The 12,460-nt window shown below is 60.0% G+C and carries 10 protein-coding genes and 1 pseudogene; 5 read left to right on the forward strand and 6 right to left on the reverse strand.

Annotated elements, in window-relative coordinates; translation table 11 throughout:
• The first annotated feature begins 10 nt into the window (after positions 1-10).
• A complete protein-coding gene (locus SFY93_RS24220) occupies positions 11-1,048 on the forward strand; it encodes an extracellular solute-binding protein (RefSeq protein ID WP_320444900.1) in 1,038 nt (345 codons plus the stop codon).
• Between the two features lie 244 nt (positions 1,049-1,292).
• Here SFY93_RS24220 and SFY93_RS24225 read toward each other — a convergent pair whose 3' ends face one another.
• Complete coding sequence (locus tag SFY93_RS24225) at positions 1,293-2,315, reverse strand: LLM class flavin-dependent oxidoreductase (protein ID WP_093756492.1); 1,023 nt, start codon at positions 2,313-2,315, stop codon at positions 1,293-1,295.
• Between the two features lie 272 nt (positions 2,316-2,587).
• On the opposite strand from SFY93_RS24225, the gene SFY93_RS24230 reads away from it, so the two are divergent.
• Positions 2,588-4,588, forward strand: coding sequence for a phospholipase D-like domain-containing protein (locus SFY93_RS24230; protein WP_320444901.1), 2,001 nt, complete (start codon positions 2,588-2,590; stop codon positions 4,586-4,588).
• 26 nt (positions 4,589-4,614) lie between these two features.
• On the opposite strand, the gene SFY93_RS24235 is transcribed toward SFY93_RS24230, so the two are convergent.
• The gene (locus tag SFY93_RS24235; protein ID WP_320444902.1) at positions 4,615-5,679 is read right to left on the reverse strand and encodes an alpha/beta fold hydrolase; all 1,065 of its coding nucleotides are present in this window, start codon (positions 5,677-5,679) and stop codon (positions 4,615-4,617) included.
• A 220-nt stretch (positions 5,680-5,899) separates the two neighbouring features.
• Between SFY93_RS24235 and SFY93_RS24240 the strand changes: the two genes are divergently transcribed.
• Positions 5,900-6,565, forward strand: a complete 666-nt coding sequence (locus SFY93_RS24240; protein WP_320444903.1) for a hypothetical protein — start codon at positions 5,900-5,902, stop codon at positions 6,563-6,565.
• A gap of 235 nt (positions 6,566-6,800) precedes the next feature.
• On the opposite strand, the gene SFY93_RS24245 is transcribed toward SFY93_RS24240, so the two are convergent.
• Positions 6,801-7,679 (reverse strand): helix-turn-helix domain-containing protein, encoded by an 879-nt coding sequence (locus tag SFY93_RS24245; RefSeq protein ID WP_320444904.1) that lies wholly within the window; start codon positions 7,677-7,679, stop codon positions 6,801-6,803.
• A 266-nt stretch (positions 7,680-7,945) separates the two neighbouring features.
• Here SFY93_RS24245 and SFY93_RS24250 point away from each other — a divergent pair, with 266 nt between their 5' ends.
• Positions 7,946-8,509: a restriction endonuclease subunit S domain-containing protein gene (locus tag SFY93_RS24250; RefSeq protein ID WP_320444905.1), complete on the forward strand. Its 564-nt coding sequence runs from the start codon at positions 7,946-7,948 to the stop codon at positions 8,507-8,509.
• A gap of 629 nt (positions 8,510-9,138) precedes the next feature.
• Here SFY93_RS24250 and SFY93_RS24255 read toward each other — a convergent pair.
• Positions 9,139-9,702: an AbiU2 domain-containing protein gene (locus SFY93_RS24255; protein ID WP_320444906.1), complete on the reverse strand. Its 564-nt coding sequence runs from the start codon at positions 9,700-9,702 to the stop codon at positions 9,139-9,141.
• A gap of 55 nt (positions 9,703-9,757) precedes the next feature.
• Here SFY93_RS24255 and SFY93_RS24260 point away from each other — a divergent pair, with 55 nt between their 5' ends.
• On the forward strand, positions 9,758-10,723 hold the full coding sequence (locus tag SFY93_RS24260; RefSeq protein ID WP_320444907.1) for a hypothetical protein: 966 nt from the start codon (positions 9,758-9,760) through the stop codon (positions 10,721-10,723).
• A 71-nt stretch (positions 10,724-10,794) separates the two neighbouring features.
• On the opposite strand, the pseudogene SFY93_RS24265 reads toward SFY93_RS24260, so the two are convergent.
• Positions 10,795-10,893 (reverse strand): annotated as a pseudogene (locus SFY93_RS24265) (cyanase); the annotation flags it as partial.
• A gap of 30 nt (positions 10,894-10,923) precedes the next feature.
• Entirely contained in the window at positions 10,924-12,141 is a 1,218-nt protein-coding gene (locus SFY93_RS24270; protein ID WP_320444908.1) for a serine hydrolase domain-containing protein, read from the reverse strand.
• Positions 12,142-12,460 lie beyond the last annotated feature (319 nt).

The following is a 12,460-nucleotide window of genomic DNA, read 5'->3' on the forward strand; positions in this document are numbered from 1 at the left end:
GCAACACAGAATGCGACCATCGCGACGACGCAACGTTCGAGCACTGCCGCTGGCTCTGACGCTTGCGTCGTCGCTCCTCCTCTTCGGCACGGCCATAAGCCACGCCGAAGAAATCAATCTCTATTCGACCCGCGAACCGCAGCTGATCGAGCCGGTCATCGCATCCTTCACGGCGACGACCGGGATCACGGTCAAGCTCACTTATATCGAGGACAATCTCGTCAAGCGCATGAAGGCCGAGGGCGCCGCCTCCCCTGCCGACGTGCTGATGACCATCGGTCTCGACAAGACCTCGCAATTCGCCGCGAATGATCTGTCGCAACCGACCACCTCTCCGCTGCTCGACAAGGCAATCCCGCCGCAGCTGCGCGGCAGGGAGTGGATCGGCCTGTCGGTGCGCCCGCGCGTGGTCGTCGTACGCAATGACTCACCACTAAGCGCGATCCGCTACGAGGATCTCGCCGATCCCCGTTTTCGCGGCCAGCTCTGCATCCGCTCGCCCTTGCATCAGAACAATGTCGCGCTGATTGCGGCCTATCTCGTGCATCACGGTGCGGACGCCACCGAGGCCTGGCTGCGCGGCATCAAGGCCAATCTGGCGCATGCACCGGAAGGCAAGGACAACGACGTCATTCGCCAGCTTGCGGAAGGCCGCTGCAGCATCGGCATCGCCAATACCGTGGCGCTGGCACAATTGCGCGACGGCCGCGAGGGCGCGGACTGGACCGCCTGGGCGAATAAAGTGAAGACGGTGCCGACGACATTCGACACATCAGGCACGCATGTGAACCTCACCGGCGCGGCGCTCGCGAAACATGCGCCGCATCGCGCAGCCGCGCTGACGTTTCTGGAGTTCCTGGTGACACCGGCGGTGCAGAAAATCTACGCGGCTGCCGAACTGGAATATCCGGTCACTGCAGGTGCCGAGAGCGCACCGCTGGTGGCGGCGATGGGGACGTTTCCGAGCGATACGCTTGATATCGATGCGATCGCTGCGAACCAGAAGGCGGCGATTGCACTGATCAGGAAGGTTGGGTTTGAGAAGTAGGCGCGCATGATGCGCCACCTCCGCCCACGCGTCATTCCGGGGCGCGTGCGTCTTCGCACGCGAACCTCAGCCACTCCACTTGGAGTAGCGGGGAATCCCGGCATGGCGGTCACCTCTCCGCCGCCCGGAATGTCGAGATGATGAACACGCGGGGATTCCCCGCCACTCCAATTGGAGTGGCTGAGGTTCGTGCTTGGCCGGCTTCGCCGGCAACGCACGCCCCGGAATGACGACGTGTGGTTAGCTACCGCCAGCCCATGCCGGGCGCGACGTGCTTCAATATCGCCTCGATCACATGCGCATTGTAGTCGACGCCGAGCTGATTGGGCACCGTCAGCAGCAGCGTATCGGCCTCGGCAATCGCCTCGTCGCCCTTCAGCTGCTTGATCAGTGCGTCCGGCTCCGCTGCAAAGCTGCGGCCGAAGATGGCGCGCTCGGTGCCGTGCAGGTAGCCGACCTTGTCCTCGCCCTCGTTGCCCCGGCCGAAATAAGCGCGGTCGCGGTCGTCCACCAGCGCGAAGATGCTGCGGCTCACTGACACGCGCGGGTCACGCGTATGTCCCGCCGCCTTCCAGGCATCCCGATAGAGCCGGATCTGCTCGGCCTGCTGCACATGAAACGGCTTGCCACTTTCGTCGATCTTCAGCGTCGATGACTGCAGGTTCATGCCCTGCTTGGCTGCCCATTCCGCCGTCGCATTGGTGGAGGCGCCCCACCAGATGCGCTCGCGCAGGCCTTCGCTATGCGGCTCGAGCCGCAGCAGGCCGGGCGGGTTCGGAAACATCGGATTGGGATTCGGCTGTGCAAAGCCCTTGCCTTGCAACACGTCGAGAAACACCTCGGTATGCCGCCGCGCCATGTCGGCATCGGTTTGGCCCTCAGGGGGCGCGTAGCCGAAATAGCGATAGCCGTCGATCACCTGCTCCGGCGAACCTCTGGAGATGCCGAGCTGCAGCCGTCCCCCCGCGATCAAGTCAGCGCTGCCGGCGTCCTCCGCCATATAGAGCGGGTTCTCGTAGCGCATGTCGATAACGGCCGTGCCGATCTCGATCTTCTTGGTGCGCGCGCCGACAGCGGCGAGCAGCGGAAACGGTGCGGCGAGCTGGCGCGCGAAATGATGCACCCGGAAATAGGCGCCGTCGGCCCCTAACTCCTCGGCAGCAACGGCGAGATCGATGGATTGCAGCAGCGCATCGCCCGCCGAGCGCGTCTGTGATGAGGCCGACGGGGTCCAGTGGCCGAAGGAGAGAAAGCCGATGTTCTTCATGGGACGGATACTCGGGGTGGGTTTGCTGACCACCTATTTAGGCGTGAATGGGAGCAAGAAAAGGGAAACGATGGAAACGCATCGTTTCCGATGAGGCGATCATGTTCGTGGACTGCAAATCCGTATCCACTTTCGCGCACCACGGCATGACGTCACACAGCCACTCGCCCGCACCCCTTAAGCGTGCATCCTGTCACAAATCTTCTATAGGTTGACCAAAATACGGCGTTGGGCGAGCATCAGCGTCACATCGAAAACGGGGGGACAGGGCCATGCGCGTCACGACGTCTGCCGGAGCTTTCGAAGCGAGCGCGATCGCGGGCACGCGCGCCATCATGATCGCCCTCAATTGCGACGAGGCAGCTTGCAAGGGGCTGCTGGGATTTGCGTTCCAGCGCGCCAAGGGCGCCGGCAGACCGGAATTCCTGCGCTCGCTGAAAGTGTTCGAAGCGGTCGAGCCGAACCCCGATACCGAGCACGGAGAGTATTTCACCGACAAATTTCCGATCCAGAGTTTCCTCTGGAGCGACTATACCGCGGAGCCCGGCACGACCTATCACTTCGAGGTCATCCCCGTATTTGGCGATCCGACCGCGCCCGAACTGCGCGACGCCGAGAAGCTCGCCTTCACCGTCACGACGGAGAAGGAGGACGATGGTCAACATGGCATCTGGTTCAACCGCGGCGCCATCGCCAGCCAGGCCTATGCGCGCAAGTTCAAGAACCACAAGCCGACCGACGCGGAGATGGACAATCCGAAGGACAAGCACACGGTCTGGCTCTCGCGCGGCCTGCTGGAGGCCTGCCTGGACTATATCGACACGACGAAGAAGAGCGAGGCGCTGCGCGCCTGTATTTACGAATTCACCTATGCGCCCATCATCGAAGCGTTGAAGGCCAAGATCGATGACGGCTTCGACGTCCGGCTAATCGTGCATGACGACAAGAAGGGCAAGAACCGCAAGGCGATGAAGGCCGCCGGCCTCGACGTCAAGGCGAAGCATAACGGCGAGCCGGTCGTGATCTGGCGCACCCGGCCGCCGATCCCGCACAACAAGTTCATCATCAAGCTCGACGGCGACGCGCCGCAAGAGGTGTGGACCGGCTCGACCAACATCACGCCGTCCGGTTTCCTCGGCCAGTCGAATGTCGGCCACCTCGTCCATGACAGCGACGTCGCCGAACAATACCTGAAATACTGGACGATCCTGAGCGACAACCCAACCGGCAAGCCGGCGAAGGAAGGCGTCGCGGAGATTTCGCCCTACCCGCCCGCCCTCGTGAAGGAGGGATCGCAGACCTGCATCTTCTCGCCGCGCCAGACGGCGTCGATGCTGAACTGGTATGCCGACCGCATGAGCGACGCCACCTCGTCGATCATGTTCACCGCGGCCTTCAACGTCGCCGCCGATTTCATCGAACCGCTGGCGCGCGACCGCGACTTCCTGCGCTTCGTGCTCAAGGAAAAGCCGCCCACCGCCGACGAGCGCAAGGCGCTCAAGGGCGACCGCGACCTGCAGATCTCGTTCGGCGCCGTGCTGGGCGCCGAGTTCAAGGTAGTGGACGGAAAGCTGGTCGCCAAGCGCAAGGTGAAGGAATTTCCGCTCGACCGCTGGTTTCTCAAGGAGGAGCTCACCCGCGACGAAGGCAATATCTTCTTCGTTCACACCAAATATCTGCTGATCGATCCCTTGAGCGACGATCCCCTGATCTGCACCGGCTCGGCGAATTTCTCGGAGGGGTCGCTGACCACCAACGACGAAAACATGATCCTGATCCGCGGCTCAACCCGCGTGGCCGACATCTACATGACCGAGTTCGACCGGCTGTTCCGGCATTTCTATTTCCGCGATGTCGCCAATGACGTCGCCAGCAAGCGCAAGAAAGGCGAGAAGCCGGAAAAGGTATTCCTCGATCCGGACGACCGATGGACGGAGAGCTATTTCAAGCCCGGCGGATTCAAGTCGCGGCGGCGCGAGATGTTCTTCACGATCCCGGCGTCCAACTGGACCGTCAATGCCGCAACCCGCAGCGATGACGAACCGGTGCGTCCGCCGAAGAAGAAAAAGGCGGCGAAGGCTGTAGCGAAGAAGGCGAAGACGAAGACAGCCAAGAAGAAAACAACGAAGAAGACGGCAAAGGCTGCGTCAGCCAAAAAGGCAAAAGCCAAGACAACCAAAACCAAGAAGGTCGCGAAGGCGAAGGTCAAAAAAGCGAAAGCGAAGACCAAGAAGGCCAAGACCAAGAAGTCAAAAGCCAAGTCGAAACGTTGAGCGGGGCACCACGCCGGAGCCCGGCGCTAGCTCAGCACGCCCGTGCCGTCGCGGGGCGCGCCGCCGCGGGTAGCGGCGGCCTTGATGCCCCAGTCGGCCATGAATTTCGGCCGCGGTCTGTCCTGCAGCATCAGCGCGCCGCCGACCACCGCGCGTGTCGGGATTGCATCGCGGTCGATGGCGCCTTCGAGGGTCATCGCGAGGTCGCGCGCGAAGACGCGGTTGCCGATGTGCCAGGAATGGGTGAAGTCGCCGAAGAAGGTGCTCTTCTTCGGATCGAGCGTGGTGAAATAGTCCCCGCAATTGACATTGGTCGCTTTCGAATGCGCGTCCGCCGGCAGGCCGACGCGGCCCGCGCGCGGCGCCACGCCAAGCCGCTTGGCATTGGAGGCCGCCAGCACGCTGTCATAGGGGTTTGAATAGTTGGTCAGGCGCAGGATGCGCTTGAACATCGGCCCCGACCAGGAATCGTTCACCGAGAGGCTCGACGACGCCACGTCGCCGGCGATGAAGGCGACCTGGCTGACGCGCCAGTTGCTCTTGAACAGCGCGCCGTCCTTCTCCGCCTGCACGAAGGCTTCCATGGCCACATAGGCGCCGGTGGAATGGCCGAGCAGATGGACATTGGTGACGCAGTCCTTCTCCTGCCCCTGCGCCAGCACGGTGATGCAATCGCTCACCAGCTTCACCGCCACTTCGGCGCCCTTGGAGCGATCCTGCCAATAGGCCAGCGTCTCGTTGTCGCTCGGCCAGTCGAAGCCGATGACGAGGCCCTTCCAGCCCTCGGCCTTGAGATCCTTCGCCAGCTGGCGCTGGCGCTTCATGATGATGTCGAGATCGTTGTTGTAGCCGTGGATGAAGACGAGGATGTCGCCGGCCACGCTGATCGAATTCTGGTTGGGATCGCCGTCGGCGATATCGCGCACCTCCTTCACCCATTTGGCGAGATCGGTCTTGCTCGATGTCGCCATCGCCGGCGTCGGGATCGCCACATTGGTCGGTACCCGCAGATAGCGGATGGTGCCGACATTCTCGTTGAAGGCCGCGCCCGAGACGCCGCGCGCGGTGATCAGATAATCGACACCTGCCATGAAATCCCCCTGCCGTTTCCGCCGGGTTTCCTCCGCATCGCGCCGCCCCTCTTTGTGAGCCAGGCACGATCGACGTGTGCCAGCCTATCGCGCAGTCACAGGTGCAGCCAAGTGACCGGATGCGCGCCTCCCACGATATCGGCGACGACGGCCGGCGATGCATGGGCGCGGACAGACAGCCGGCTTGCGCAATCCCACATATAGGCATATATTCTTCTACATGACCCATCCCTTCTTCGGCCCCATCCTCCGCCTCCGCGTCACGCCCGATGAGCCCGAGGCGCCGGATGCCTTTGTGGGCGGCCCGCGGGTGCGCGGCTCCAAGCGGCCCCATGGGGATGCCAAATGCGCGCAGGTGCGCCGCCTGATCGAGACGACGGTGCTGACCTATGGCGAGATATCGAAGCAGACCGGCGTCGGCCGCGCCTCGATCTGCCGCTGGACCCGTGACGGCGGCTGGCAGCGCCCGCTATTCGCGCCGCGCGCCACCGACACGGTGCCCTCCGCCCGCGCCTCGCAGAAGCTCAAGCTGCGCAAACTCGCCGAGCGGCTTCACGCGCTGGCGGAGCGCGCCGTGCGCGCGCTGGAAGCGCAGCCCGATGTCGACATCGACCGCCTGATGCAGGCGCTGCACGTGCTGAAGATGGCGCGGCTGGAGGCGATGGGCCGCCGGCGCCCGCGCCGCCACATCGACATGCCCGCGCGCACCGGCCGCGAGATGATCGAGCGCGACGATGCGATCCGCACCGCGCTGAAGGAGATGCGCCGCGGCGGCGTCGATGTGACACAGATTCCGGACGATGCGATGGCGCTGCTGGAAGCCGCGCATACGCCGCCGGAGCGGGATCATCCGGCGCTGCGCCCAAGGGGAAGCAGGCGGAGATAGAATGCTCCGCGACACGCACACACCCGGCCTGCGTGAAGCTCGCCGTTAGCCCCACCCACTCCGTCATCCCCGGGCAAAGCGCGAAGCGCGGCTTCGCTAGATGACCCGGGGATCCACGCCTTTCTCATCTTGCGGCCAAGACGTGGATGGCCGGGTCAAGCCCGGCCATGACGTGGGGAGAGAACAACGTGCAACACGCGGTGCCGCCCGGCCATGACGCGGAGAAGACGGAGCCTCACACCTCCACTGGCAAATAGAAATCGATCACCGCGCCCTTCTTGGTCGGCGCAAACTCGCTGTCATAGCGTTCGAAATCCGGCCGGTCGGCGACCGTGAGCCCGGAGGCCGGCACCAGCTCACCCCAGATGGTCGCCATCGCGCGCTTGATCTGCGGATGCACCGCCCCGCCATTCAGCACGATGCGAAACACCGCATAGGTCGAAGCCACGATGCGCTTCGCCGCAAAGCCCGCAGGCAGCGCCGCGCCTTCGTCCGCGCCGACGCCGGCCATGTAATCGAAACTACCTTCGGCGCGGTCGACATTCCACACCACGCCATAGGTGGTCCAGCTTGGCGCCTGCCCTTTGAACGGCAATGCGCCCATCAGCTTCGACCACAGTTGCGGAATCTGAGCCTTGTTCGCCTCATCGAACCGCGCTGCAGGACCTGCGACGGTGAAACCGTCCAGCGCCACCAGGTCCGGCAAGCGGGTGACAGCGACGGCGACGTCATCGGGCATGGTCATCGGATATTGTCCTTCGATGGGAGTGACACTGAAACCGCGCCGAAACCGCCCGGGCGCGACGCCGAACAGGCGCGCAAAGGCGCGCGTGAACGCCTCCTGCGAGTCGAAGCCGCAATCAGCAGCGAGATCGACAAGGCGCAGATCGGGATCGGCCGTCAGCCGCTGCGCCGCACGGACCAGCCTGCGCCCGCGCACATGCGCCATCACGCCCCGACCCATCGCAGCCGAGAACAGCCGCGAGAAATGATACGGCGAGAGACTGGCGCGCGCGGCGATCATCTCGACGCTCAGGGGATCGTCGAGATGCTGCTCGATCCAGGCGAGGACAGCGACGAGATCAGGGGTGCGATGCGGGACGGGCTGGTTCATGCGGCGGGTATCGCATGGGCGGATGGGGGTGTCTTGATCGGTCTTGCTGTTGGGGCATGAGCCAGATTTACAAAATAGTGTCTGACAATCTCCGCCGACCTGACATATCGACACTCTTCGCAATAAGTCCAGGTTGATTGGCGCAGCATTCGGACACGACACACGAACCCAAGTTCGTCGGCACGCCCCTACTCAATAACAACACTAATGAGACTGTTAAAACCCACTCATTCAAGCTAAGATGCAACCACCCCAAAGGAAAGCCTATGGTTGATAAGAAGAGAGATTTTGACGAGTTCGTTCGGCGACAACAAGAAGCGGCTGAGGCAGCAAAAGAAGAGCCACCGTTTGACGCTGCGCGCGAGCTAAAGGTTTGGCTAGATCGACTGAACAGCCTTTATGCTGAACTTTCGGGATATCTCGCCGACTACGTAAAACAGGGCACCGTTTCTCATCGACTGCAAGACGTCAAACTAGAGGAAGACTTTTCAGGTCCGTACCTTGCCAAGACGATGATCGTGCAAATAGGCCTCAAGCAAATTCGAATAGTACCTATTGGAACGATGCTTATCGGATCTCGAGGTAGGGTTGATATTATCGGAGAAGCTGGTCGAGCACGCTTAGTTTTGATCAATGCAAAAGTGACAAATCCTCGACAGCTAGTCCAAGTTCAGGTCGTAGATCCTAGCAAACCCCGCCAAACGAATGTTGCTCGTCGAGACCAAATTGAGTGGGCATGGAGGATTGTCGGTCAACCACCATCCGCCTCCTTCACCGAACTCAACAAAGACACCTTCTTCAGCGCGCTGCTCGATGTAAGTAATGTCTAATTACCCAAGGCAATCGATCAAAATTGATGATGTCGCTGTCTATCGACAGGATGTCGAAGATTCTCTTCGGCTCTACTACGCATCCGCAACTTCGAATCCCCGCTTTATTGGATACTCAATTTCGGAGATCGGCGCAGAGCTTGATTCGCGCCTAGCTGAGCTGGAACTCTCGTCTACATTAATCTTACTTTCCAGCGTAGAAGCCGCATTTCAAGTTGACTTTCGGCTAAGGTGCCACACCGGCCCGATTGACAATTTATCTACCGCATTCCGAAAACTAAAAAAGAGAATGCCCAAACGGGTAAATTTAGATCCCGACATCCTGGATTCTTGGAAGACACAAACCAACGTAAGCATAGCACTTATAGGCGACCTAAAGGGCGCTTTTAAACTACGCCATTGGATTGCGCATGGTAGATACTGGGACGCACGCGTGGCTCGCAAATATGATTTCTTCTCCCTCCACGCACTTACGAATTCAATAGTGAATAGTTTTCCGTTCTTCACTTAGGAGGACTTCGCATCGCAGGACGACGTTCGCATCGACAGTCCCGTTTAGAGTTTAGGGTTCTGAAAAGCTTTTTAGAGCCATCTAAAGCCAAGCACTTTGCTGACGACATACTACTTTGTCACTTCTTCCCTAAAGCCTCCATCATGGCCTCTGCCGCCTCTCGGGGCAGTTCGCTAAAATATTGGCTCTGGAGACCACGGGCAGAAAACAATTGGTTCGCGACATCCAGTGCCAAGTCTGCAAGCTCGCGCAGCTGGCGAGGGCAGATGGCGACCAGCTTGAACACATCATCGTAGGAGATGTACGCACTCTTATGTGCAAAGGCCTCGTGACGTAGCATTACAACTTTATCAGCGATGGGCCTCGCCTTTAGGAGCAGCGCATCAACGGAGGTAGCAGTTTGCGCCTTGACATTTCCTGCCTTCTTTACCTCACGATTCAAGGCATCGAGACTGATCGTACCCTTCGCCTTGTCAAACACACCTGCCATGTAAATCACGTAAGAAACTAAATAGGCATGCGGTGTAAATCGAAAAAACTCGTTATATTCCCGCATCGTATCGATGATCTTGCCTCGCGACACATCCTCTTCAAAGTAAGACCAAAGATCCAAGAAGAGTCTGGCTCGAATTATGTGCTGACCGACACGGCCAAGGCGTTGATCGAGGGTAAGTGGCTGCATGACACCCAAGTTGTTTAGTTTTGGCCCAACGGACCACTAAGCCGGATAGTCCATCGTGACGAATGCAAACAGGAAACGCTATTTTGTCCCTCCGTTTTTTGGCTTTTGGGACACACGCCCTCGTAGTCTTGATGAAGTACAAGATCACTGGGAAGAGAACATAAAGAAGCAGCACAGAGACAATCAAGCGAGCATTTTTGCATCAATACGCCAGGAATACGGAAGCGACAGATTCGAACACAAGCTTGAGAATTTCAAAGATTTTGGGTACGTGCCGATGTCAATCGTCTCGTACCATAACCTGTTCTTCCATCAGGTCAGGCGAGCGTTCATTGTTGAGTCCTATTATCCAGCATTAACTGGAGCATGTGCGCTTGGCGAGCGAATCCTGAACCATCTGATTTTGGACCTTCGAAATTCTCACACCTCGAAACCAAACTATAAACTCGTGCACCGCAAGCGCTCCTTCGACAATTGGAAGGCAGCGATTACAGCACTAGATGACTGGGCTGTATTCGAGCCCGGGATTGCCGCAAAGTTTGCCGAACTAGAACGAATTCGAAACAGATCATTACATTTTAGCCCAGAAACCGCTTCTAAAACGCGCCAGGACGCGCTCTCTTCAGCATTGCTGATCAAGCAAATAATCGAAGGGCAGTTCAGTTCGTTTGGCTCCCAACGTTGGTTCATCAGGGGCACCAAAGGTGCTTGCTTCTTGAAGCGCGAAGCTGAATCGGATCCTTTCGTTCGGAACTTCTATCTTCCTCAGTGCCCGCTAGTTGGTTACCGATACGCTATAGATTTTCTTCCGAATGGTGCCGCTTTAGTTTTCGACTCGGAAAGCTATGCTGGTGATGAAGTCGACGACGATGAGTTTGCTCGATTGCACAACGAGCGTGCCGTTGATGAGCTTGTTTCCACAATCATGCCCCCAGACCCCGGCGTCATAACTTGGCTACTGACAACGGGGAAGGCCGAGCAGGTTACATTGATCAGAGCTCTTCCAAGCGCCGCAACTTAAGTCGCAGTGAGCATGAAAAATGGCCGGGACAAGCCCGGCCATGACGCTCGACAGCAGCTGACGCTCCGGCCCTACCCCTCCTTGAACCCATATTCCGGCACATTGCCCGTCGCGCCGTAATACTTGTACGGCAGGAATTTTCCGGACATCGTGATCTGGACGCGGTCGCCCAGACGCATGTCCCGCACACTCCGCGCGCATTACTCGGAGACATCGCGCTCCGGCAGCGGCCCGTCCAGCTCGAAGTTCGAATGCAGCGCCGCGATGATGTTGCGCGCGACGCCGCCGAGATTGGCCTGCGACGGATGCGGAGCCGAGGCGTCGAGATACTGATTGCTGAGCACCGCCACACCGCATTGCAGATCCGGCACCACCATCACAATCGCCTCGAAACCGCCGCGGCTCGTCGCGCCGTTCTTCATGAAGATGGGTTGGCGTTGCTTGGTATAGTAAATCTGCCAGGCGAGCCCCATGGTCACGCTGCCCGTGCTCTCGCCGCACAGCGGATAAGTGCCCTGCTTCTGCTGGGTGAGCTGGATCGCCTTCCCGAGCAAACCATTCGGCGGCTCGATCTGCGCCGCGATGAAACGCAATATGTCGTCGCCGGTGGTCTTCAGGTCGAAGGCCGTGCCGCCTGTCGGCGTATTGCCCTCGAACACGGTCAGACCGGGCGGGTTGGGCAACTGGATCCAGCTCCCGATACAGCCCTGCGCGACCTTCCACGACGGCTGGATGGTGGCGCCCGTCTGCGTCATGCCGAGCGGTTCGGTGACATATTGGGCCAGCATGATGTTGTAGTTGTACCCGGTGTCCGCCGGAAAGAACTGCGTGGTCGCGAAGCCGAGGGTCACGAATCCGATATTTGAATATTGCCAGCAGCCCGGCGGATATGTCGGCGGCGGCGGTGGCGGCGGATAATTGTTCCACCAATTGATCAGCTTCGAATCCGGCTTTTCATCGGCGAAGAGTTGTTTGCTGTAGCCGAGGCCAATGCCCGTCGGCTGCTCCGTCATGCCGGAACTGTGCGTGGCGAGATCCTGCAGCGTGAGCGCGTCGAGCGCGGCCGATCCCACCGGGTTCGGGCTGAAATTGTTCTGATAGTTCAGCCATGTGCCGAGCGTGTCGGTGATGCTCGGGCCGCCGGCCGTCACCGCTGTCGCAAGCAAGGTGCTGGTGAACACCTTGGTCACCGAGCCGATCTCGAACACGGTATCCGTGGTGACGCTGAACGGCGGCGGCGTGGAGCCGGGAAGCGCCGACATGCCGAGCGGATAGACATAGCCCTTGGAGCCGAACGCCTTCTGGTCATAGACCGCGATGCAGCAGCCCGGCGCGTGGCTGAAATCCAGATAGATCTGCGCCTCGGCCTGAACGATTTGCTGCGGGCTCGGCGTCGTGTCGACGGCTGGATCGCTCATCTCGTCCTCTCCTGGGTGAAGATGCAGTATCGGAAAGCGGAGTCCAATTCGTGCAGATCATCGCCCATGGAGGGGCTCAACAAGCCAATCCCGCGACCGGCTTTATGTCAAGTAGTGTCGAACAATTCTACTGCCCAAGGTTGAGGCACATCAAGCGGCCAAGCTTGGACGGGGCGGACGCGCCCATCCAACACCCGTTGCATGACCCGCATATGAAGGCGGCGCCCTCCGTTGCACAGACACTCGCGAAGGAAGGGCCTGCGTGAACGCGAAGCGGCCGGCCGCAGTGAGCGATGGCGCGGGCGGTTATGCAGGTGAC

Source organism: Tardiphaga sp. 42S5 (genome assembly GCF_034044155.1).
GTDB lineage: Bacteria > Pseudomonadota > Alphaproteobacteria > Rhizobiales > Xanthobacteraceae > Tardiphaga > Tardiphaga robiniae.

Excerpts from the sequence above, each read along its gene's own strand:
- SFY93_RS24220 (WP_320444900.1), top strand. The coding sequence starts at position 11 with ATGCGACCATCGCGACGACGCAACGTTCGAGCACTGCCGCTGGCTCTG.
- SFY93_RS24225 (WP_093756492.1), bottom strand. The coding sequence starts at position 2,315 with ATGAAGAACATCGGCTTTCTCTCCTTCGGCCACTGGACCCCGTCGGCC.
- SFY93_RS24230 (WP_320444901.1), top strand. The coding sequence starts at position 2,588 with ATGCGCGTCACGACGTCTGCCGGAGCTTTCGAAGCGAGCGCGATCGCG.
- SFY93_RS24235 (WP_320444902.1), bottom strand. The coding sequence starts at position 5,679 with ATGGCAGGTGTCGATTATCTGATCACCGCGCGCGGCGTCTCGGGCGCG.
- SFY93_RS24240 (WP_320444903.1), top strand. The coding sequence starts at position 5,900 with ATGACCCATCCCTTCTTCGGCCCCATCCTCCGCCTCCGCGTCACGCCC.
- SFY93_RS24245 (WP_320444904.1), bottom strand. The coding sequence starts at position 7,679 with ATGAACCAGCCCGTCCCGCATCGCACCCCTGATCTCGTCGCTGTCCTC.
- SFY93_RS24250 (WP_320444905.1), top strand. The coding sequence starts at position 7,946 with ATGGTTGATAAGAAGAGAGATTTTGACGAGTTCGTTCGGCGACAACAA.
- SFY93_RS24255 (WP_320444906.1), bottom strand. The coding sequence starts at position 9,702 with ATGCAGCCACTTACCCTCGATCAACGCCTTGGCCGTGTCGGTCAGCAC.
- SFY93_RS24270 (WP_320444908.1), bottom strand. The coding sequence starts at position 12,141 with ATGAGCGATCCAGCCGTCGACACGACGCCGAGCCCGCAGCAAATCGTT.